Genomic DNA, 21,288 nt, shown 5'->3' on the forward strand with positions numbered 1-21,288 from the left:
GCTACTTACGACGACGCCACATTGCTAAGCCAAATAGTGACATAAGAGCACCGAAGCCAAATGAACCGCCTACTCTTAGCTCAAGAACGGCAGGATCATGATCCGATGAACGGAAGTGATCTTGGTACTTAGGTAGGTCACCTTTGTACTCTTCGTTGTAGTCAAACAACGTCGACTCACCACCATTGATGTGCCAATCGGTAGCATCGACAACCCTATCTTTCAGGCTTTCGCTGATCAGCAGGTGGTCTAGAGCGCCAACTTCATCATTGTATGAGTAGCTCCAGCTGTCTGGGTGCTTTTGAGCCACAGCATTGATATAACCGTAGTTCTTCGTAATCACCGCACCGCTATCACCAAACTGCTCAACACCATCAATGTAAGTGTTACGCGCCGCTTTAATTTGCTTTCCGTATTTCTCTTCAGAGTAATCCGTTAGCACCAACATTGGATCTTCCATGCCATACGAATTCATATCACCCAGAATCACTTTATGACCTTCAATGCCATCGAGTGCTTCGCCCAGTGCCACCGCCGCAGCTACGCGGAAGTTCTCACATGAGCCTTGCTTGTCGGCATCAACACCACCTTGACCGCCCTGTTCAACCGGTGCTGCATCTTCCCAACACTTAGAGCCTTTCGATTTAAAGTGGTTAATCGCTACGGTGAGTTTCTCTTTGGTACCTTTAACCTTGAAGGTTGGCGCTAATGAGTCACGTTGGTAGTTCTTACCGTCTTCAATCACCTTGCCTGAATCGTCTAACACCTCTGGTGCTTGTTGGCTTGGCATCGCGATAACACGGCTGTCTTTAAGCTTAACCACCTTCTTACGGTAGATAACACCCGTTGTGATAACGTCAGTACCAATAGAGTCCATCTCGTCGGTTACGCCGTCTTCGTTCGAGTCGACAGCCACAAAGGTATAACGGTCTTTCTTACGCTCAATGCGATCATTCAGTTGGTTTACAAGTTGCTGAATGGCAGAGCCTTCACCAAAGCCATTGTTCTCAATTTCCATCAAGCCAATGATGTCTGCATCTAAGCGAAGAATCGCGTTCACAATCTTCTCTTGCTGCATCTCAAACTCAGTGATGGTGTTCGCGCCACGGTTATTGCCGTGCTGATTCGCGTCGCCACCAAATGGAGAGTTGAAGTAGTTCAATACGTTGAAGGTCGCAATACGTAGGTCGCCTTCATCCATGTCTGGTTTGTCGGTACGCGGATCGTTACGCACATAGTTTTCAGCCGAGATCTGGTTAGTCGCAATTAAACGGTACTCACCGTAGCTGTAAGTCAGCACGCCTTCTAGGCCAACAATGGTGTCATCAATGCGGATGTAATCTTCTGTTGAACCATCTTGGTCGATATCAGTGCGGCCAAAATCTGGGTAGAAAGGGACTTGTCCATCAGCCGCTTTTTGATCGGTTTCAACGAAAAGACGGCGGTCTGCGTTGTCTTCAGTTTGCTGCTTCGCTTCGTCAGATCCCGCGGCGAAAAGCTGGTTCGGCTGCATGTTAATACGCTCATGCGCCAGTACCATGTTGTTACGACGACCTGCGTAGTCATAACCAAAGGTACGCGTCACACGCATATCAAGCGCTTCGGTTGTTTTCACCAACATGCCTTCGTAGCGTTCAAGCGTTGCAGCGAAGTTCTCGTCACTGTCTAGCACTTCAATCGCCGTAGCTTCAGGTGCCTGCTGCTCGCCCTGTTTTAGCCATTGGTTGTTTTCTACTTTCAGCTGAGTGTGGCTGTAGTATTCTTGAACCTTGCCTTTCACACACACTACATCACCGGCTACTAGCTCTGAGCTCGACTGGTTGGTATGAATAAATAGACCCTCAGAAGTGCTTGAGTTGAAATCATCCTCAAGTGCTTGCAGGTAGAAGCCTTTAGTTAGGCCTGTTGTTACCGCACTTACCACACCTTTTACGAAATATTCATCGTCGGTGATGTATGGGTAGCCATCGATGAATGGCGATGTAGCGCCCTCACCTTGGATTTCTTGAATGGTGGTGAATACTGGGTCAGAGCCATCTTGTGTACAAGTGAACGCTTCTGGCAGTTCAACGCTGTCTAGTGAACCTAGGCCTTCAATGCTGTCTTTTGGTAGCGATACCCATTGTGAAGCATCAAACGTCGCAGAAGGTGTTTGTGTCGCACGAACCAAAGTAACATCTTTGCCCCAGTCCACATCGCCCATCAAACCAACAACATCATGTACCGAGCCGTCTGAATTCAAGATAGCCAGCGGGTCGTCACCATTATGATTGGCGATAGAGGCATTAATGATGTCAGCTTGAGCTTTAATCTCATCACTCGCACTAGAATGTGCGACCACGAGTACTTCACCGGGTGCTAAAACGTGTCCATCTAAAGGTAAAGTGGCACCCCATGATCCGTTGCCATTGGCAGATTTCGCCAATGAGTAACCATCTAAACTAATGCTGCTATCGCCACTATTGGCAATCTCAACCGCTTTGTTATAGCTGCCGCCTTCCACATATTGTGAAATAAACAAATCAGCGTGTGCGCTTGTAGTTAACAAGCTACCAATTGCCACTGCTAGCAATGAAGGTTTGTGTAAAAGAGCCATCCGTTTCACCTGAGTTCATCGAGTTATAGTCACTGCCATCTATGGGCAGTCATGTATTTTGTGGTAACTATCAGGTTTATTTATGAAAGGAATAAGTCAGTTGGCAAGAAAATGAGGAACTTATCACTTTGGAATCATCAATTGTTTGGCACGTTATATATTTCCAACATATATAGAAACGAGTGTGATTTTATAAAGCTTGAGGGTACCAAATAAGATCATCTGCACAGCATTACAGCGATGGATATGCTAGCTAAATACTGGGTAAATTATCAATTCAAACAAGGGGGTTTCGAGGAAGGCAAATGGAATGGGCATGAAAAAGCCCAAAGTAAACAACAGCTACTTTGGGCTCAAATTCTCAAGCGAGTTGTGTTAGTTCACCCTATGGGCGAGTAACAAAACCTACTGCTTCGTATGCTTTTTTCAGTGTCACTGCAGCACGTTCAGAGGCTTTTTCAGCACCGGCTTTCATTACTGCGTCCATGTAGGCACGGTCAGCACGGATACGGTGATATTCAGCTTGAATCGGCTCAAGCATCTCAACCAATGCTGCGCCTACGTCTTTCTTGAACGGACCGTACATTTCAACGCCTTGGTACTGCGCTTCGATCTCTTCGAACGTTTTACCCGTCGCTGCAGAGTACAGACCCATTAGGTTAGAGATACCCGCTTTGTTTTCCCAATCGTGAGCAATGCGTGGTGGTGTTTCTGCATCGGTTTGCGCTTTGTTGATCTTCTTGATGATCGACTTAGGCTCTTCTAGCAGAGTAATCACGTTCTTACGGTTGTCGTCTGACTTAGACATCTTCTTCGTCGCGTCTTGCAGGCTCATTACACGTGCATTCACTGTTGGAATGTAAGGTTCTGGTACTTGGAAGATTGGCGTTTCAGGACCGTAGATGTTATTGAAGCGAGTTGCGATATCACGCGCTAGCTCTAGGTGTTGTTTCTGGTCGCTACCTACAGGTACTTGGTGAGCACCGTAAAGCAGGATGTCTGCAGCCATCAACACTGGGTAGTCGTATAGGCCTACGTTTACGTCGTTTGAGTGACGTGCAGACTTATCTTTAAACTGAGTCATACGGCTCAGTTCACCCATTTGTGTGTAACAGTTAAGAAGCCAACCAAGTTGAGCATGCTCTGGTACGTGTGACTGAACAAATAGCGTGCTCTTCTTTGGATCAACACCGACAGCAAGACAGGTTGCTAGTGCGTCTAGAGTCGCTTCATGCAGTGCTTTCGGATCTTGGCGAACCGTAATTGCGTGAAGGTCTACAACACAGTATTGGCAATCGTAATCATCTTGCATCTGTTGCCATTGACGTAGAGCACCCAAGTAGTTACCGATACTTAGTTCACCAGATGGTTGAACACCACTCAATACGATGGGCTTGCTCATGGTTTTAATTCCTTTGCTTATTCGCTAAGTTTATTGAACGCTTAGCTTCTTAACTTAAATATAGAAAAGCCGCACAGCTCTTCTGTACGGCTCATCCAGTGTACTCATTGATAAGTATTTTGCTAGTAGGTTAGCTAACTTTTGTCCGTTTTATGCTGAAACTAGAACGACATCTAGTAATTGCGCGACGTTATCCGCGACATAGTCAGGGTTTGATGCTGAAATCGGCTCGCCGTGGTTATAACCGTAAGTCAGACCAAACGAGTGACAACCTGCATTCTTAGCCGCTTTAATGTCGTTGCTTGAATCGCCAACCATCAACATCTCTTCCGCTTTTACATTGTGCTTTTCTAGCAACCAGTTCAGAGCGACTGGGTTCGGTTTTTTCTCTGGGAAAGAGTCGCCACCCAACACATCAACAAAGTACTTATCAATACCGTGTTGCGCCAGTACGTCTGGTACAAACTTCGATGGCTTGTTGGTAACCAGCGCCATAGTGAAGCCGGCTTTATCCAGCTCAGCCAGCGTCTCTTTAACCGATGGGTAAAGGTGACTTAGCTTGTGACCGCCCTGCTCATAGAAATCATCAAACAGGATGCGTGCTTTTTTCAGTAGCTCTGGCTCTAGGCTTGGGTCAACCGTCAAGTTACGGCTGAGTGAACGTCCGATAAGAACATCAGCACCATTACCTACGTAGTCGCGAACTTGTTCTTCGCTCACTGAAGGGAAGCCCAACTCCTGACAAGCTTGGTCAGCAGCAACGGCCAAATCAGGCACGCTGTCTAACAAGGTTCCATCCAAATCAAAGGCGATCAGTTTTATTGAGCTTAATGACATCTTACTTTCCTATTTATTATGTTCGTCTTATGAGTTGAGCTATAAGACGTAAAAAAGGGGCAAATTAGCCCCTTAATATTCAATCTATCTGTAGTTTTACGATTATGCGTTTACTTTTGCAAGCTCTGCACGCATCTCATCAATCACTTCTTTGTAATCTGGTTGATTGAAGATAGCTGAACCCGCAACGAACATATCTGCGCCCGCTTCTGCGATTTCACGGATGTTATCAACCTTCACGCCGCCATCAATCTCAAGGCGAATGTCACGGCCTGACTCATCAATCAGCTTACGAACAGCACGTAGTTTATCTAGCGTGTGCGGAATGAAAGATTGACCGCCGAAGCCTGGGTTCACAGACATCAGTAGAATCATGTCTACTTTGTCTAGGATGTAATCTAAGCAAGAAAGCGGCGTTGCAGGGTTAAGAACCACACCCGCTTTACAGCCGTGCTCTTTGATTAGCTGTAGAGTGCGATCGATGTGCTCTGAAGCTTCAACGTGGAAGGTAATCATTGATGCGCCGGCTTTAGCAAACTCAGGCACGATGCTGTCTACTGGCTTAACCATAAGGTGAACATCGATAGGAGCCGTAATACCGTAGTCGCGCAGCGCTTTACAGATAGGCGCGCCAAAAGTCAGGTTAGGTACGTAGTGGTTGTCCATCACATCGAAGTGCACAACATCAGCACCAGCTGCGAGTACTTTTTCTACGTCTTCACCAAGACGAGCAAAATCTGCAGACAAAATCGATGGAGCGATTAGAAAATCTTTCATACCAAACCTCTTAAGAGTGAGTAAATTGCGAATATCACCGCCTTGTGACATCTCATATACAAATACAAGACTCAATTCCAAGACTATTTGGTGTGCAATTCTACCTAAGCAACTAAGCAGATCCTAGCAGTTCGAAAGATTAGTTTATGAAAGTACCCGTTGGTCACTCAATTTAATGAGTTCGAGGGTTATGTTGGCCGCTACAATTCTTCTGAAGCGTGTTGCTGGTTTTTCTCTTTATGAAAAAGTGCCAGTAACTCATCGACTTTATTGCGCCCTGCGCCATTACGGCTAATGGTGCGCTTAACCTTGACCACGTTCAGTTCTGCACCATGGTATAAACGGCGCGTTAAGGTGGTGTCATGGTTTGAGATCAAGACAGGGATGCCTCGTTCCATCGCTGCTTTTTCAGCAACATCCGCCAGTGCAGCTTGGTCATCTAAGCTAAAGCCATTACCTGCGTAAGAGGTAAAGTTTGCCGTGTTCGACAGTGGTGCGTATGGAGGATCGCAGTAAACCACACAGCCTTTGCGCGCGCGGCTAAAGGTTTCATGGTATCCCTCACAGACGAAGGTGGCTTTTTTCGCTTTCTCGGCAAAAAATTCCAGCTCAGCTTCTGGGAAGTAAGGTTTTTTATAAGAACCAAATGGAACGTTAAAACCGCCCTTCTTGTTGTAACGACATAGGCCATTGAAGCCAAATCGGTTCATATACAAGAAAGCCAATGAACGATACATGACGTTATCTGTACCATTGAACTCAGCGCGAATATCTAAGAAGGCTTCTTTACGGTTGTTCTCAGGACAGAACCAGCGCTTCGCTTCCGTGATATAAGTTTCAGGATCGGTTTTAAGCAGGTTGTACAGGTTGATAAGATCGGGATTGATATCTGCAAGCAGGTACTGTTCAAAGTCAGTATTCAGAAATACTGAGCCGGCACCGACAAACGGTTCTACCAATTTACGAGCAGGTGGCAGGTGACGTTGGATGTCTTCAACTAGGCCATATTTACCACCAGCCCATTTTAGAAAGGCACGCTGCTTTTTCATTTACTGCTCTATCTATCAACTCAAAAATAAGGCTGCGGAATGTAACATATTTTGAGGCTAAGCTCAGGGTTATTTCGCACGTTCTATCTCTCGATGCACTTGATTCATCGATTTTGCCCAAGGTTCCAACTGTTGAAGGGGTTTTGATAACGCACTTACCGCGTCTCTCGCCACTTGAATCGTTGGGTAATCTTGATAAGTGATAATAAACCACTTGGTGTCGTTGCGAAGTGTTGGGTAAATACGAACCTTGTTCTCAAGGTCATACTCTTCAATGAAAGACTGTACGTCGTCCAATGAGGTCATCGCACTCAACTGCAAAGTATAAGCTCGCGGAGAGATAGCTTGTAACTCTTCGCGAGAAAATGAGAATGTAATTTTCTTAGTCGGTGGCGTGGACTGGGTTAGGTCTGTTGCTTCATCGGCTGAAGGCTGTGACTCCACTTTGTCTGCATCTGATTGCGAACTCACCGCGGCACCTGTGTTTTCTTCAACAGCAGCATCAATCGCACTGGTATCGGCACTTTCAGGTTTATCATCAAGCAAGGCATCAACCACATCAGAGGTGATTACGACACGCTGCTGATCTTGTTCGACTTCTCCAACACTCGCGGTATCTTCAACGACAGTCGGTGGCAAAGATGAGCTGTCGTCATCAGCACCTTGATAACTCATGTCAGCTTCGGCTTCAGAATCGTCCATTCCGTCGATTCCAGCTTGCTCGGTACCACTTTCCACTTCAAAAGTTGGGATAGCTGTCTGTTCAATCGGAGCGATAAGAGATTGCGCTTTATCGTCAGGGGTTGGTTGACTGAACATCCACCAATAACCACCACCAATTAAAATCAACAGCAAGGCCACCACAATCGCGATATTGATGGGTGAGCCAATAATTGAGCGAATAATAATCCTTTTTTCCACTTTCAATTCTCCTAAAGCCATTAACTCACCGGGCAGAGGTTGCGCTTTATTAAACGCACGTCGCACGCAAGTTTCAGACTCATCATCAACATATCGAATCACCAGTGATTCAAAGAAATGTTCAGCTTCTGGTTGCGAAAGGTCATCGATCTCAAGATCGATAGGTTTGTGTTGTTGACCGTAGCTCAAACGCGTTAATAACGTATCTAAGTGGCCAGGTTCCGAGAAGAGAACGATATTGATCGTCCATTGAGGGTTTGATTGAGCTTCCAGTACCAACATCCATAATTCGGATACCAATAGCTCAGAAAGTCGTTGGGCATCATCAACGACGATAACCACATTACACGGTTCTCCATCCAGTAACCTTGTTAGGCTATCCGATAAAGAATCATGTTGATTAAACAGGGGATCAGAAACAATTTGGCTAAGAATGAGCGCACGGCGTTGTTGATCGTCTTGGCTTGGATGACAAAGCAGTAAACACTGATTTTTTTCTGTCGACCATGCTTCAAGATAACGCTGAGCCAACCAAGATCGGCCAGAGCCAGCTTTGCCCGCCACCGTCACAAGGTTTGAACCAAAGTTAGTCAAAAGCTGTAAGCGCTCTAGCAGCTCAACTTGAGATTCTAACTCTAATACTCTTAATTCATGAGCCAAACTCATTGGGGATCCCTACTGATAAGATCGATCAGTAAAACGCTTCAGTTGCCTAGAGTTTAGCTAGGCAACCTCACAACCAAATTTAAAGAGTACGGCAGAAATCGATCGCTTGTTTAATGATGTCTTGAGGCACATCAGCAACCACTTCAGCAGTACCAATACTTGTTGGTAATACCAAACGCAACTGACCAGACAGCACTTTTTTATCGCGCATCATGTGCTTCATAAAGTCTTCAAAAGACATGCTTTCTGGCGTATGGATTGGTAGTTTCGCATTCTTGAGTATAGAAATAATTCGCTCAAGTTGCTGCTGAGAGATCAGTCCCTGTAATTGAGCTGTTTTAGCTGCCATTACAGTGCCTGACGACACAGCTTCACCATGTAGCCAATTACCATAGCCTAGTTCTGCTTCAATCGCATGACCAAATGTATGACCTAGGTTCAATAACGCTCTGATTCCTGACTCTTTTTCATCTAGAGCCACCACTTCAGCCTTAATTGCACAACAACGAGCAATCGCGGTAATCAGTGCTTCTTCATCAAGTTGATAAAGTTTCTCTAGATTCTGCTCCAACCAATCAAAGAAGGCTTCATCGTAAATGATGCCGTATTTGATCACCTCAGCAATGCCCGCTGCAAACTCACGCTCTGGAAGCGTTGATAAACAGTTGGTATCGATGATCACAGATTTCGGTTGGTAAAAAGCGCCGATCATATTCTTACCAAGAGGATGGTTTACTGCGGTTTTACCACCAACAGAAGAGTCCACTTGAGAAAGAAGGGTCGTCGGGATTTGAATGAAATCAATACCGCGCTGGTAACAAGAGGCAGCAAAACCGACCAAGTCACCGATAACACCACCTCCTAAAGCAATCACCACCACATCGCGGCTGTAATTTCCTTCAAGCATGTAGCTCATCACTGAATTGAACGTTTCAAGGGTTTTGTACTGTTCACCGTCTGGCAGCTCGAGAAGAGATGTCTGACAGCCGACTTGATCCAATAGCGATAAAATTTTATCAGCATAAAGAGGCGCTACTGTCACATTACTGATAACAACAACTTTCTGCTTACCTGATAAAAAAGAAAGGTACGCCGGGTCTTCAAATAACCCGGCGCCAATAGAGATAGGGTAGCTACGCTCAGCTAGATTGACCGTAATCCGTTCCATGGGTTTGCTCTCCGAAAAAATGAACTTAACGTTCTTCTAGCATTTTTACGATCTGGTTGGCTACCACTTTTGCACTTTGGTCGTCAGTACGAACTGTGTAGTCCGCCACTTCTTCGTATAGTGCGTTGCGAGATACAGCTAGATCTTCTAGCACATCACGCGGGTTGTCTGTTTGAAGTAGAGGGCGTTTCTTGTCGCGGTTAGTGCGAGCAAGTTGCTTTTCAATTGTTGTCTCTAGGTATACAACAATGCCTCGTGCAGATAGACGGTTACGGTTTTCTTTGCTCAACACTGAACCACCACCTGTCGCAAGAACAATACCTTGTTCTTCTGTCAGATCATTGATTACAGATTCTTCGCGCTTACGGAAACCTTCTTCGCCCTCAACATCAAAAACCCATGCGATGTCTGCGCCAGTGCGCTCTTCGATCACAGTGTCAGAGTCTAGAAACTCCATATGAAGTTGGGAAGCTAGGTGTCTACCAATTGTACTTTTGCCGGCGCCCATTGGGCCAACAAGAAAAATATTGCGTTTCTCAGCCATGTTTTTAGCAGTAATTTACAACGTTAATTCAATGACATCGCCACAAGGTAGGTCAGTACAAGTACTGAAATTAAAAGGCCCGTGGCACCGATTCCTCACAGATAATTCGTGATAAGACCCGAAATTATCAAGGTTAGGTGCCACTAATGCAACTTTATTTTTAATCTAATTGTTCATTACTGAATCACAACTTTGGGTGTGACAAAAATAAGTAGTTCACTTTTACCCACATTTTCATAGCTGCGACGGAACAATGCGCCCAAAACTGGCAGGTCCCCCAACAGAGGAACTTTATCCACTGTACTGCTCACGCTGTGCTGAAATATCCCGCCAAGCACGACAGTTTCACCATTATTAACAAGCACTTGCGTACCTATTCTTTGCGTATCAATGGCGACCGCTTCACCGGTTCCAGTTTTTACCACTTGCCCTGGCCTATCTTGAGTCACGCTCAAATCCAATACCAAACGATTATCGGGCGTGATCTGCGGTGTCACCTTAAGACTCAACACGGCTTTCTTAAATGCAACCGACGTAGCGCCACTTGAAGATGACTCTAAGTAAGGAATTTCAGTACCTTGCTCAATATAAGCCGGCTTTTTATTGGTGGTGATTAAGCGTGGACTAGAAATGATTTCAGCTTTTGACTCTTGTTGCAGTGCCGACAGTTCAAGATCGAGTAAGGTATCTGAACCCAGTTTGGCCACCTGAAACGCAATACTCGAGGCGTTCGGCGATGTTGCCCCTAAATTGACGTTGAGATAGTCATCAATCACGCTGCTGCCGCTATCGTCGTCATACGGCGTAATCGCTGATGGGTGGTTACCTTCGATTGAGCCACCAACGGTGAAGCTTCCGTTGGTTGAGGAAACGCCCCAGCGCACGCCAAGCTCATCAAGATTACCCTCAGTAACCGTGACAATACGTGCCTCTATCTGTACCTGCTTCACGGGAATGTCTAACGATTCAATGATGCCTCGGATCACGGCAATGTTTTCTTCCAATTCACGAATGAGCAGTGAGTTGGTGCGCTCATCAATGGTAATCGAACCACGATCGGACAACATGCTGACCGCACCTTCACCTCCAATCATGTCAGCGATGTCGGTGGCTTTAGCAAAGTTAATCTTGATGATTTCCGATTTAAGCTCCCCTAACTCCTCTTCTAAGCGCGATTTCTCTAACGCTTGTTGCTCTCGAAGGTCGAGCTCCGCTTTCGGCGCGACCAAGATAACATTGCCATCAACACGCTTATCCAAGCCTTTAACTTGCAAGATAATGTCGAGAACTTGCTGCCAAGGTACGCCATCTAAGCGTAACGTCAGGTTTCCGGCTACCGAATCAGACACCACGAGATTGAAGTCGTTGTAATCGGCAATCAGTTGCAGGACATTTCGTACCGGGATATCCTGGAAGTTAATCGATATCAGCTTGCCCTCTTTCTCTAGAACGCTTTTTTCTTTGGTCGCTTCATCGAGCACCGGTTTGCTGATCACCACCTCAATAAAGCGCCCCTTTAGGTTGTATTCATACTGATAGTCATTGCTAATCGTCGCTAGAAGCCGAGTGCTTGGTGTCTCTTTATAGACTTCAATGCCTTCAACCAAGGTAGCGAAATCCTTCACATCCAGCAGGTAGAGCTTGTCATCATCAACTTGAATATTGATTAGCTCGATACTTAACCCTTCCTGAGCTCGTTGAACATCCACCACTGCTGTGCTGGTCGCCAGCTCAATAATGATGACGGCGTCTTTATCCTTATTGACCCTAAAATCAATATTCTCCAATTTGTTCGGTAAGCTCTCGGCATGGCTGAGCACGCTAACAACCAACATCACAGACACAGCAAAACCTTGTAGAGCCTTGCTCACTAATCCACTTATTCCTTTAATCATATTTACATCTCATATCCACATCATGTGACATTGGTTTACTTCAGAGCCAGCCTAACGTTGCGCTTATGCCAACAACCTAAGCCATCTGGAAGAGTTTCATTAATCTGAACGTATTGGCTCGTCACCTTAGTAACTCGGCCATTGTTTAAGCCGATAAACTGGCCTTTCTTGACGTTTACCACGTTGCCTTTGGGTGTTTGCACTAAGCCAAACACGCTTGAGCCACTGCCCATCACGCCTCTTAAACGAAGCTTACTCAGCGGGTACTTCTCTAACTTGCCATTACGAGAACGGGCGCTGGGTTGCCAACAGTCTTTCTTAACCAAGGGTTGGTTTTGCACAATGGCTTCTTTAGGCAGTTCAAAGGGAGGACGCAAAGATCGGCGCTGATAAGTCGCCGCCGTGAATTCAGTTGCTGGGACAAGTTGCTCGACATCTTTTCTCGCCTTGGCTTCAACCTGCACCACAAAGTCTTCGAGTGAGTCCTGATTGGCTTTGCAGCCTGACAGTGCAAGCAGCAACACGATTGAGTAAAGCGCGCTATTGGGTTTCATCATTGACCTCCGATTTAAACTGGTAGGTATAAGCTCGAACCCTAAAGTGCAACGTGCTGCTTTCTTGGCTGACTCGTTGCCAATTCACATCATCAAAGCTAATGATGCGCGGTAGCTTAGCGATGGCCGCAGAGAAGTCGCCAATCTCATGGTAGTCACCCGTCAGTTCGATATTGAGCGGTAAACGATAGAGGAACTCCTTGTTCTGCTTTTGTCCCCAATCGATTCGAGTGAAGGTCAGCGAGTTATCCAAGCCGAGTTCATTCACAGACGCCAACATACTGGCCAGCTCTTTTTGAACCGGCAGCTGCTCCAACAGATAATCGTAGCGACTAGTTAGCTCATCCAACTGGCTCTGCAACTTAGGTAAGGCTGCAACCTTGTTGGCCTTTATTCGCAAGGTCGCCTTTAAGGTTTGTTCTTGTTGCTTCATCTGTTGCAGTTCATCGTCGAGTGGCAACACATAAAGCCAAGTGCCGACACCTTGAATTAACACCATCAATACCAGAATGACTAAGAGCTGGGGCAGCAACGGCCACTCGGTGATCTCATCTATATCAAGCTCTTGCAGACTCATCATGCTTTGAAAGCTAGCCATGGTTAGCCCCCTTGCCTTTTCTATGTGCGGTCGTGCCCTCTAATGACACTGGACTGAACACAAAAGAGACCTTGAAGGTCTGAAACTCTTTATTGAAGCGCTTGCGGTTATGAACGATAGAGTGCATCTCGACCCCTTTCAAAGAATCTGAACGTTCGAGGTTGTCCAACATGGTGGCGAGACGAGCAGTGCTGTCGCTGATGCCCGACATTTCAATCTCCTGACCATTCATCTTTATCTTGTCGACATAGACACCCTCTGGAATCAGCTCCGGCATCAAGTTCATGAAGTCGGTGGTCTTATTACGGCCAAGCTGCAGCGACTCAACCACATCAAGTCGAGTCAGAATGGCTTTGTGTTCTTGCTCTGCGACTTTTAACGACTGAATTTGTCGGTCGAGCTCAGCAATGTACTGATTGAGGTAATTGAGGCGAGCTTGCTGCTTGGCTTGTTGATCGTGAAAATAGTGACCAACCGCCCATTGCCCTATAAGCGCAATGATGACGCCAAGAATGACCAGATGGATAAAACGCTTCTTGTGCTGAGCACGAATCTCATCACGCCACGGCAGCAGGTTAATTTGATGCAACATGCTTCTCTCCCTGCCACTTGAGCCCACTCATCGCCATACCCGCCGCGATACCAAAGTGTTGCCAGTCAATCGGCAGTCGGCGTCTCTTGGCGACCTTATTCTCAAATAAAGACAAAGGATTCAATGACTCGCAGCTCAACTGAAAATGGCGTTCTAGCTCTTCGGTTACCATAGGGATGCTGGCGCCCTCGCCCATCAACCAAATCCCTGAGATAGGTTGCTGCGCATTTCCCGATGAATAGAGCTGCAATTGACGCTTGAGCTTCTCAATCAGGTTAACAATGAATTGATGTGTCTCTTCCATAGTACCGAACACGCTCTCGATATCACTCGGGTCATCTGAGCTGCGAAGATCTTGAGTGCCAAAGGCGATGTCTTTATAGAAAGGCGCCGAATTCTGCGGGATAACCCCTAGCGAGGTTTGGTCGATTCCAACATCCACTAGCAACCAGTTTTTCTTATCGGGATACAGGCGCGAGGCCAATTGCCAGATATTAAGTAGCCCATGCGCCTGTGTATCCACCACCACAGGTTTGAAGCCAGCCTTGGTTAATGCATCCGCTCGGCTATCCACAACTTCTTTACGAGTGGCGTATACCTGATAACTGCTTGTCGAACCTTTACCAAATCGTTTGTCTTCCAGCTTTACAAAATCTAAACTCAGCTCCTCGATAGGAAAGGGAGATTGATGGGCGAAGGTTTGATAGATAGAAAACTCTTTTTCTCTGTCTTCTAACTCACTCTCTATTTGCAGTACTTTGCTGATCACCGTGTTATCAGGTACCGAAATGGCGACGTTGCGACAGCCAAAAGGCAGTCCTTTCCTAAGTTCTTTAAGTTTCTTAACAGTTTTCTGATACTCCAAAGTATGGTTAGCTGTAAAAATGTCGTCCGAAATCGGCAGCTCTTTGTATCCCACTAGGGCATACAACTCCCCCACGGGTTTTAGTACCACGGCTTTGATGCTGTGATGATTTATATCTATACCTGTAATTAATGATGAACCCATGTGACCTAGCTCCTGAAGTGCCAAGCATTTCGTTGATTATCTAGGGGTTGTGATTATTAGTTAAATAAGCGTTAATAAACGAAAGCTAAGTTTTTAGCCTAGAGTACAAGGGTTTGCTGCTTATCAGCCTTAACTAATCAGGGATTATCCGGTGAAGTTCATAAAGCGATTATTCATATTTACATTGATTTGCATGATTCTTGGAGTCAGTACAATTTTCGGGTTTTATTTTTACGTAAAACCAGAGTTGCCTGATGTTGCCACTTTGCGCGACGTAGAACTCCAAACGCCGATGCAAGTCTTCAGTCAAGACGGTAAGCTGATCTCTCAATTTGGTGAAAAGCGTCGTAATCCAGTCACTTATGACGAGATTCCTCGCCACTTAGTTGAGGCTCTGATTGCCACCGAAGATAGCCGTTTCTATGAACACCCAGGTATTGACCCAATCGGTATCACACGTGCAGCACTCGTGGTTGCAATGTCGGGTTCAGCCAAACAAGGTGCTAGTACCATTACTCAGCAGCTTGCGCGTAACTTCTTCTTATCTAATGAGAAAAAGATTATGCGTAAGATCAAAGAGATCTTCATTGCGATCCACATTGAGCAACTTCTTAGTAAAGAAGAGATCATGGAGCTTTACGTCAACAAGATCTTCCTTGGTCACCGTTCGTATGGTTTTGGCGCGGCAGCACGTGTTTACTTCGGTAAAGATCTTCCTGATCTCACGCTGAGTGAAATTGCGACCCTTGCGGGTATGCCAAAAGCACCTTCGACAATGAACCCTATTTACTCTGTTGAGCGCGCGACTAACCGTCGTAACGTTGTATTGCGTCGTATGTTAGACGAGAAATACATCACTCAAGCAGAGTTCGATGACGCTCGTAGCGAAGAGCTTATCTCGAAATACCACGGTGCAGAGATCGAACTGAGCGCGCCATATGTTGCTGAAGTTGCACGTGCTTGGATGGTGGAACGCTATGGTGAAGAAGCTTATACATCAGGCATGAAGGTCTACACGACCGTTGATTCGAAACTGCAAAAAGCAGCGAACCAAGCCGCAATTAAGAACCTACTTGGCTACGATGAGCGTCACGGCTACCGTGGTGCTGAAAAAGTATTGTGGCAGACTGCGCAATCAGCGTGGGATCAAGAACAAATCGTTAAACACCTTAAGTCTCAACCAACCTATGGTGACCTAGTCCCTGCTGTTGTTACCGCGGTTGATTCGAAAAGTGCTCAAATTTGGGTTAAGAACCAAGGTGAAGGCACTATCGAATGGCAAGGCATGAACTGGGCGCGTAAATTCCTAACGGATAACCGCCAAGGACCAGCGCCTTCTCAAGCGAAAGAAATTCTGGCGGTTGGTGAACAAATCTGGGTTCGCCATGAAGCCGTTACCGGCGATGAAGTCTCTGAAGAGCCGACAGAAGAGTCAGCGACTGCAGAATCAGAAACACCGATTGTATGGCGACTAAGCCAAGTACCGAATGCGAACACAGCATTTGTTGCAATGAACCCGAACAACGGCGCGGTATTGTCGATGGTCGGTGGCTTTAACTTTGTCCACAACAAGTTCAACCGTGCAACGCAATCTATTCGTCAGGTGGGTTCTGGTATCAAACCCTTTATCTACTCAGCAGCGATTGAGAAAGGCTTAACGCTAGCCTCACTGATCAACGATGCACCGATTAACCAATGGGATAAGAGCCAAGGTACCGCATGGCGACCAAAGAACTCGCCACCGACTTACGTGGGTCCAACTCGTTTACGTATTGGCTTAGCTCAGTCTAAAAACGTAATGGCGGTACGTGTACTGCGCGAAGTAGGTCTAGATGATACTCGTAACTACCTAACTCGATTTGGCTTTGATATTGATGAAGTTCCGCGCTCTGAAACCATTGCTCTGGGTGCGGGTAGCTTAACGCCAATGAAAGTAGCTCAAGGTTACTCAGTATTCGCTAATGGCGGCTACTACGTTGAACCTTTCTACATCAGCCGCATTGAGACACCATTTGGTGAGACTGAATTTGAAGCGACACCAAAAGTGGTTTGTAAAGACGATTGCCAACAGCAAATGACCTCAGACCCAATGGCTGATGAGTTTGCAGAGCAAGATGTGGATGCCAAAGTACAATACGCACCTCAAGTTATCTCTGAACAGAACGCATTCCTTGTTCGTGAAATGATGTACAGCAACATCTGGGGTGGCGGTGATTGGAGCGCAGGTACGGGTTGGAACGGTACAGGTTGGCGTGCACAGCCGTTGAAGCGTCGTGACATTGGCGGAAAAACGGGTACCACCAACGATTCGAAAGATACTTGGTACAGCGGTTACGGCCCTGGCATGGTTGCAACGGTATGGGTTGGTTTTGATAACCACAACCGCAACCTAGGCAGAACCAAAGCGAACTCAAATCTTGGTAAGAACCAAATTACGGGTGCAGAAGCTGGCGCGAAAACAGCAGAACCTGCATGGGTTGATTTCATGGGTACGGCGTTAGCGGGTGTTCCTGCTGAGCGTAAAGAGATTCCTGAGAACGTCGTCCGTGTTCGTATCGACCGTGAAACTGGCTTACTGACCAACAAGTTCGATAGCTCATCAATGTTCGAGTACTTCGAGAAAGGCACAGAGCCAACCGAGTACATCACTGAACGTTTCAATGATGACATCTACTCAACCTCATCAGGTGAAGCAGTAGAAGAACTGTTCTAACTAAGGTTTGTAGAACCTAGTAACATGAACCAACAAAAAGGGTTGATATGAATTCATATCAACCCTTTTTATATATCTATATCTGACCAGACTAGGCTCTAAATTCAAGCGCTAAGCCGTCTTCTCCAGTTGAGTTCGAATCGTCTCAGCCAGTTGCTCGAAACGTCCCTTCAATGGAGAGCCCGGACGATAAGCCACGACAATTCGACGTGAAGGTGTTGGATTCACCGCAGGTACGTAACACACACCATCTTTCTGCTTTTCCTTTGGCACCGATAACTGAGGTAGCAAGGTAATGCCCGCCCCCGCCGCGACCATGTTACGCAGCGTTTCTAAGCTGGTTGCCTTAAAGCGCTCGTCATCTTTGGCACCCGCAGCAAAACAGAAACCCAAGGCTTGGTCTCTTAAACAGTGACCGTCACCTAGCGCCAGTACGGTTTGTCCATTTAGCTGCAGCATATCGACAGTGTCTTGTTGAGCCCACTCGTGGTCACATGGAACGGCAACACTTAACGGCTCGTCATACACATCAATCTCTTTAAACACCGCCGTTTCATCAACCGCAGCCAGTACCAAGCAATCAAGCTTGCCGTCTTCCAGTTGACTCACTAACTGATGGGTCTGAGCTTCATGCAGGTAAAGCTCAAGATCTGGGAAGCTCTCTTTAAGATGAGGAACAATCTTAGGCAAGATGTAAGGACCCACGGTTGGAATAAAACCAATGTGCATTGGCCCCGTCATCGCTTCACCGTGTCCACTCGCCATATCTTTAAAAGTTTTCACTTCATTGAGAATACGCTTGGCTTGTTCAACAAGTTGTAACCCTGATTCTGTAAATATCACCTTCCTTGGACTACGCTCGGTTAACTGAAGTCCAATTTCATCTTCGAGTTTGCGTATTTGACCGCTTAGTGTCGGCTGACTGACAAAGCACGCTTCTGCCGCTTTTCGGAAGTGTTTATGCTCTGCGAGCGCCACCAAGTATTCAAAGTCACGAATGTTCATGATCAGTCTCTTACCTCAGGTTTTAATAAGAACAAGGGTTCTAATAGAAACATTTAAAAGAAAAATGCTCTTGATAGAATTTACCTATCAAAACCATAACATCAAACGATTAGAGCTATCAAAGGATTTATCTAATAATGGGCTCAACGAAACGAAACAGAGCGAAGAAAAACGTTAAGCTCTGATAGAACAAAATTAAAAATACTATTTAAGGAAATCAATATGTTTGCATCTAAAGAAGGTCAATCAATCCCTCAAGTAACATTCCCAACTCGCCAAGGTGATGCATGGGTTAACGTAACTACTGAAGAGCTATTCAAAGACAAGACAGTTATCGTATTCAGCCTACCAGGTGCGTTTACGCCAACATGTTCGTCAAGCCACCTACCTCGTTACAACGAGCTACACTCTGTATTCAAAGAAAACGGTGTTGATGACATTCTGTGTGTTTCAGTAAACGACACATTCGTAATGAACGCTTGGAAAGCAGACCAAGAAGCGGAAAACATCACATTCATCCCAGATGGTAACGGTGATTTCACAGACGGCATGGGTATGCTAGTTGAGAAAAACGACATCGGCTTCGGCAAACGTTCATGGCGTTACAGCATGCTGGTTAAAAACGGCGTGGTAGAAAAAATGTTCATCGAAGAAGACGTACCAGGCGACCCGTTCAAGGTTTCTGATGCAGATACTATGCTTAACTACCTTGCTCCTGAGCACAAAGAGCAAGAGTCAATCACAGTATTCACTAAGCCAGGCTGTCCTTTCTGTATGAAAGCAAAACAGAACCTAATCGACAAAGGTCTGAACTACGAAGAAGTGGTTCTAGGTAAAGATGCAACAACAGTAAGCCTACGTGCAATCTCTGGTCGCACTACCGTTCCTCAAGTATTCATCGGTGGCAAACACATCGGTGGTAGTGAAGAACTAGAAACTTTCCTAGGCTAATCGCTTCATCGCCGATATAGGCTTAGAAGTATCAGCTAACCCACCCTCTTGTGGGTTAGCTATTCCAAACACTCTTATCTGAGTTTTGGGAAAAAGAATATAGCTGGTGACTCGCCTGTCTTTTACTAACCTATAGTTAGCAATAAAAGCAGAGTCACAAGCTAAACCTAATAAAACAGAATCACAAAACTGACCCGCAATCCTGACTCTCAAAAAATCATCAGAGTTGGAGGGGTTCGTTCAAACCAAATTTAGCCATTGCGAGAAAATTATTATGAAACAAGTCAATGTAGATGTAGCAGTTATCGGGGGCGGTACGGCAGGTTTAGGTTCTTACCGCGCTGCAAAAGCACACACTGACAGTGTCGTGATGATTGAAGGTGGCCCTTACGGTACAACCTGTGCTCGTGTTGGTTGTATGCCATCTAAACTGCTTATTGCAGCTGCGGAAAGCGTACACCAAATCGAGAAAGCTCCGGCTTTTGGCGTTCACCCACAAGGTGATATCGTGATTAACGGCCGTGAAGTGATGGACCGAGTGAAGTTTGAGCGTGACCGTTTTGTTGGTTTTGTTTTAGAAGGCGTTGATGAAATCCCAGAGCAAGACAAGATCTCTGGCTACGCAAAGTTCTTAGATGACAACACACTACAAATTGATGACCACACGGTTGTCACCGCTAAGCGTATTGTTATCGCGACCGGTTCTCGCCCTGCATACCCTGCCGTTTGGAATGAGCTTGGCGATCGCCTGATCATTAACGACGACGTGTTCAGCTGGGATGATTTACCAGAATCGGTTGCGGTATTTGGCCCTGGTGTTATTGGTCTTGAGCTTGGTCAGTCACTGCACCGCTTAGGTGTGAAGACCAAACTGTTCGGTTTGGGTGGTCAAGTTGGCCCAGTAACTGATCCAGAGATCATGGCTTATGCAGATAAAGCTTTCAATGAAGAGTTCTATCTCGATGCCGACGTGAAAATCGAAAGCATGAAGCGCATTACCACTGAATCGGGTGAGCCACGTGTCGAAATCCAGTTCATCAATAAACAAGGTGAATTAGAAACTAACGTCGTTGAATACGTACTAGCAGCAACAGGTCGTCGCCCTAACACTGACAAGCTTGGCTTAGAGAATACCTCTCTAGAGCTTGATGAACGTGGTGTGCCAATCGCAGACCACTACACGCTACAAACATCACTACCATCAATATTTATCGCTGGTGATGCGAGTAACCAACTGCCTCTACTGCATGAAGCAGCAGACCAAGCTCGTATTGCGGGTGACAATGCAGGTCGCTTCCCAGAGATTCGTGCAGGCCTACGCCGCTCTAAAATCTCGGCAGTATTCTCTGACCCGCAAATCGCGATGGTTGGTGAAACCTACAAAGAGATCACCACACGCTTAGGCACATGTGGCTGTTTCGCAACGGGTGAAGTGTCTTTCGAAAACCAAGGTCGTTCACGAGTGATGCTTCGCAACAAAGGTATTCTGCACGTATACGGCGAGCAAGGCACAGGCCGCTTCCTTGGTGCTGAGATGATGGGACCAAACGCAGAACACTTGGCTCACTTATTAGCATGGGCACACCAGAACAAGATGACGGTTTCTGAGATGCTAGACATGCCGTTCTACCACCCAGTAATCGAAGAGGGTGTACGAACTGCCCTACGTGACCTGAATGCGAAACTGCACCTAGGCCCAGAGATGGTGAAACACTGCCTAGATTGTGGCCCTGGTTGTTAATCTCAGACTAGCGCCAGTCAATTAGCAGTTAACAAACGTTAGATACTAAAAAGGAAAGCCATTGGCTTTCCTTTTTGTTTTTGGCAACGAGTAAACTATAGATTCCCGATTACGCTCCTTCGTCGCTCTCGGGAATGACAGCAATTTTCATACACGTCTAGGCGAAGCTAACCAGAATAACGGTGCTTTTCAAAACGCGTCTAAACTGAAGCAAATCAAAGTGACGCATCAGCTAAACCAAAACTAAACTCGTCATTCCAGAACCGAGGG

18 protein-coding genes are annotated in these 21,288 nt (G+C 46.1%); 4 read left to right on the top strand and 14 right to left on the bottom strand.

What is annotated here, in order from left to right:
* Nucleotide 1: 1 nt before the first annotated feature.
* The 13 genes from AB4329_RS03735 to pilM form a co-directional block, all read right to left on the bottom strand.
* Nucleotides 2-2,596 carry an ExeM/NucH family extracellular endonuclease gene (locus AB4329_RS03735; protein WP_372137670.1) on the bottom strand — a complete coding sequence of 865 codons (2,595 nt, stop codon included), beginning with the start codon at nt 2,594-2,596 and terminating at the stop codon, nt 2-4.
* A 385-nt stretch (nt 2,597-2,981) separates the two neighbouring features.
* The gene (gene trpS / locus AB4329_RS03740; RefSeq protein ID WP_372137671.1) at nt 2,982-3,998 is read right to left on the bottom strand and encodes a tryptophan--tRNA ligase; all 1,017 of its coding nucleotides are present in this window, start codon (nt 3,996-3,998) and stop codon (nt 2,982-2,984) included.
* 150 nt (nt 3,999-4,148) lie between these two features.
* Nucleotides 4,149-4,835, bottom strand: a complete 687-nt coding sequence (locus AB4329_RS03745) for a phosphoglycolate phosphatase (protein WP_017061120.1) — start codon at nt 4,833-4,835, stop codon at nt 4,149-4,151.
* A 102-nt stretch (nt 4,836-4,937) separates the two neighbouring features.
* Nucleotides 4,938-5,612 (bottom strand): ribulose-phosphate 3-epimerase, encoded by a 675-nt coding sequence (gene rpe, locus AB4329_RS03750; protein WP_010435263.1) that lies wholly within the window; start codon nt 5,610-5,612, stop codon nt 4,938-4,940.
* A gap of 200 nt (nt 5,613-5,812) precedes the next feature.
* Nucleotides 5,813-6,661: a Dam family site-specific DNA-(adenine-N6)-methyltransferase gene (locus AB4329_RS03755; protein ID WP_017061122.1), complete on the bottom strand. Its 849-nt coding sequence runs from the start codon at nt 6,659-6,661 to the stop codon at nt 5,813-5,815.
* Between the two features lie 69 nt (nt 6,662-6,730).
* A complete protein-coding gene (locus AB4329_RS03760) occupies nt 6,731-8,248 on the bottom strand; it encodes an AAA family ATPase (RefSeq protein ID WP_017068836.1) in 1,518 nt (505 codons plus the stop codon).
* 79 nt (nt 8,249-8,327) lie between these two features.
* Complete coding sequence (gene aroB / locus AB4329_RS03765; RefSeq protein WP_017061124.1) at nt 8,328-9,416, bottom strand: 3-dehydroquinate synthase; 1,089 nt, start codon at nt 9,414-9,416, stop codon at nt 8,328-8,330.
* 25 nt (nt 9,417-9,441) lie between these two features.
* A complete protein-coding gene (aroK, locus tag AB4329_RS03770) occupies nt 9,442-9,960 on the bottom strand; it encodes a shikimate kinase AroK (protein ID WP_017061125.1) in 519 nt (172 codons plus the stop codon).
* A gap of 176 nt (nt 9,961-10,136) precedes the next feature.
* Nucleotides 10,137-11,855: a type IV pilus secretin PilQ gene (locus tag AB4329_RS03775; protein ID WP_372054996.1), complete on the bottom strand. Its 1,719-nt coding sequence runs from the start codon at nt 11,853-11,855 to the stop codon at nt 10,137-10,139.
* A gap of 35 nt (nt 11,856-11,890) precedes the next feature.
* Nucleotides 11,891-12,409, bottom strand: a complete 519-nt coding sequence (locus AB4329_RS03780; protein ID WP_372137679.1) for a pilus assembly protein PilP — start codon at nt 12,407-12,409, stop codon at nt 11,891-11,893.
* Entirely contained in the window at nt 12,396-13,007 is a 612-nt protein-coding gene (locus AB4329_RS03785) for a type 4a pilus biogenesis protein PilO (RefSeq protein WP_102319998.1), read from the bottom strand. The genes AB4329_RS03780 and AB4329_RS03785 overlap by 14 nt, the downstream gene beginning before the upstream one ends.
* Complete coding sequence (locus tag AB4329_RS03790) at nt 13,000-13,599, bottom strand: PilN domain-containing protein (RefSeq protein WP_372137672.1); 600 nt, start codon at nt 13,597-13,599, stop codon at nt 13,000-13,002. Before AB4329_RS03790 ends, AB4329_RS03785 begins: the two co-directional genes overlap by 8 nt.
* Nucleotides 13,583-14,608, bottom strand: coding sequence for a type IV pilus assembly protein PilM (pilM, locus tag AB4329_RS03795; RefSeq protein ID WP_017061130.1), 1,026 nt, complete (start codon nt 14,606-14,608; stop codon nt 13,583-13,585). Before pilM ends, AB4329_RS03790 begins: the two co-directional genes overlap by 17 nt.
* A 151-nt stretch (nt 14,609-14,759) precedes the next feature.
* Here pilM and AB4329_RS03800 point away from each other — a divergent pair, with 151 nt between their 5' ends.
* Complete coding sequence (locus AB4329_RS03800; protein WP_372137674.1) at nt 14,760-17,321, top strand: penicillin-binding protein 1A; 2,562 nt, start codon at nt 14,760-14,762, stop codon at nt 17,319-17,321.
* Nucleotides 17,322-17,432: 111 nt separating this feature from the next.
* On the opposite strand, the gene oxyR is transcribed toward AB4329_RS03800, so the two are convergent.
* Nucleotides 17,433-18,326, bottom strand: coding sequence for a DNA-binding transcriptional regulator OxyR (gene oxyR / locus AB4329_RS03805; protein ID WP_017061132.1), 894 nt, complete (start codon nt 18,324-18,326; stop codon nt 17,433-17,435).
* Here oxyR and AB4329_RS03810 point away from each other — a divergent pair.
* From AB4329_RS03810 to AB4329_RS03820, 3 genes are all read left to right on the top strand, one after another.
* On the top strand, nt 18,325-18,504 hold the full coding sequence (locus AB4329_RS03810; protein ID WP_017096544.1) for a hypothetical protein: 180 nt from the start codon (nt 18,325-18,327) through the stop codon (nt 18,502-18,504). The genes oxyR and AB4329_RS03810 overlap by 2 nt on opposite strands.
* A 44-nt stretch (nt 18,505-18,548) precedes the next feature.
* A complete protein-coding gene (locus AB4329_RS03815; RefSeq protein ID WP_017061133.1) occupies nt 18,549-19,277 on the top strand; it encodes a glutathione peroxidase in 729 nt (242 codons plus the stop codon).
* A 274-nt stretch (nt 19,278-19,551) separates the two neighbouring features.
* Entirely contained in the window at nt 19,552-21,018 is a 1,467-nt protein-coding gene (locus AB4329_RS03820) for a dihydrolipoyl dehydrogenase (RefSeq protein ID WP_017061134.1), read from the top strand.
* The last annotated feature ends 270 nt before the right edge of the window (nt 21,019-21,288 follow it).

Source organism: Vibrio sp. 10N.261.54.A5, from assembly GCF_041471145.1.
Classification (GTDB): Bacteria; Pseudomonadota; Gammaproteobacteria; order Enterobacterales; family Vibrionaceae; genus Vibrio; species Vibrio crassostreae_C.

Bases quoted from the DNA above. Each gene is read 5' to 3' on its own strand.
- oxyR (WP_017061132.1), bottom strand. From the start codon at position 18,326: ATGAACATTCGTGACTTTGAATACTTGGTGGCGCTCGCAGAGCATAAA.
- AB4329_RS03755 (WP_017061122.1), bottom strand. From the start codon at position 6,661: ATGAAAAAGCAGCGTGCCTTTCTAAAATGGGCTGGTGGTAAATATGGC.
- AB4329_RS03745 (WP_017061120.1), bottom strand. From the start codon at position 4,835: ATGTCATTAAGCTCAATAAAACTGATCGCCTTTGATTTGGATGGAACC.
- AB4329_RS03815 (WP_017061133.1), top strand. From the start codon at position 18,549: ATGTTTGCATCTAAAGAAGGTCAATCAATCCCTCAAGTAACATTCCCA.
- rpe (WP_010435263.1), bottom strand. From the start codon at position 5,612: ATGAAAGATTTTCTAATCGCTCCATCGATTTTGTCTGCAGATTTTGCT.
- aroB (WP_017061124.1), bottom strand. From the start codon at position 9,416: ATGGAACGGATTACGGTCAATCTAGCTGAGCGTAGCTACCCTATCTCT.
- AB4329_RS03790 (WP_372137672.1), bottom strand. From the start codon at position 13,599: ATGTTGCATCAAATTAACCTGCTGCCGTGGCGTGATGAGATTCGTGCT.
- trpS (WP_372137671.1), bottom strand. From the start codon at position 3,998: ATGAGCAAGCCCATCGTATTGAGTGGTGTTCAACCATCTGGTGAACTA.
- AB4329_RS03760 (WP_017068836.1), bottom strand. From the start codon at position 8,248: ATGAGTTTGGCTCATGAATTAAGAGTATTAGAGTTAGAATCTCAAGTT.
- AB4329_RS03775 (WP_372054996.1), bottom strand. From the start codon at position 11,855: ATGATTAAAGGAATAAGTGGATTAGTGAGCAAGGCTCTACAAGGTTTT.
- AB4329_RS03780 (WP_372137679.1), bottom strand. From the start codon at position 12,409: ATGAAACCCAATAGCGCGCTTTACTCAATCGTGTTGCTGCTTGCACTG.
- AB4329_RS03735 (WP_372137670.1), bottom strand. From the start codon at position 2,596: ATGGCTCTTTTACACAAACCTTCATTGCTAGCAGTGGCAATTGGTAGC.
- pilM (WP_017061130.1), bottom strand. From the start codon at position 14,608: ATGGGTTCATCATTAATTACAGGTATAGATATAAATCATCACAGCATC.
- aroK (WP_017061125.1), bottom strand. From the start codon at position 9,960: ATGGCTGAGAAACGCAATATTTTTCTTGTTGGCCCAATGGGCGCCGGC.
- AB4329_RS03785 (WP_102319998.1), bottom strand. From the start codon at position 13,007: ATGGCTAGCTTTCAAAGCATGATGAGTCTGCAAGAGCTTGATATAGAT.
- AB4329_RS03810 (WP_017096544.1), top strand. From the start codon at position 18,325: ATGATCAGTCTCTTACCTCAGGTTTTAATAAGAACAAGGGTTCTAATA.
- AB4329_RS03820 (WP_017061134.1), top strand. From the start codon at position 19,552: ATGAAACAAGTCAATGTAGATGTAGCAGTTATCGGGGGCGGTACGGCA.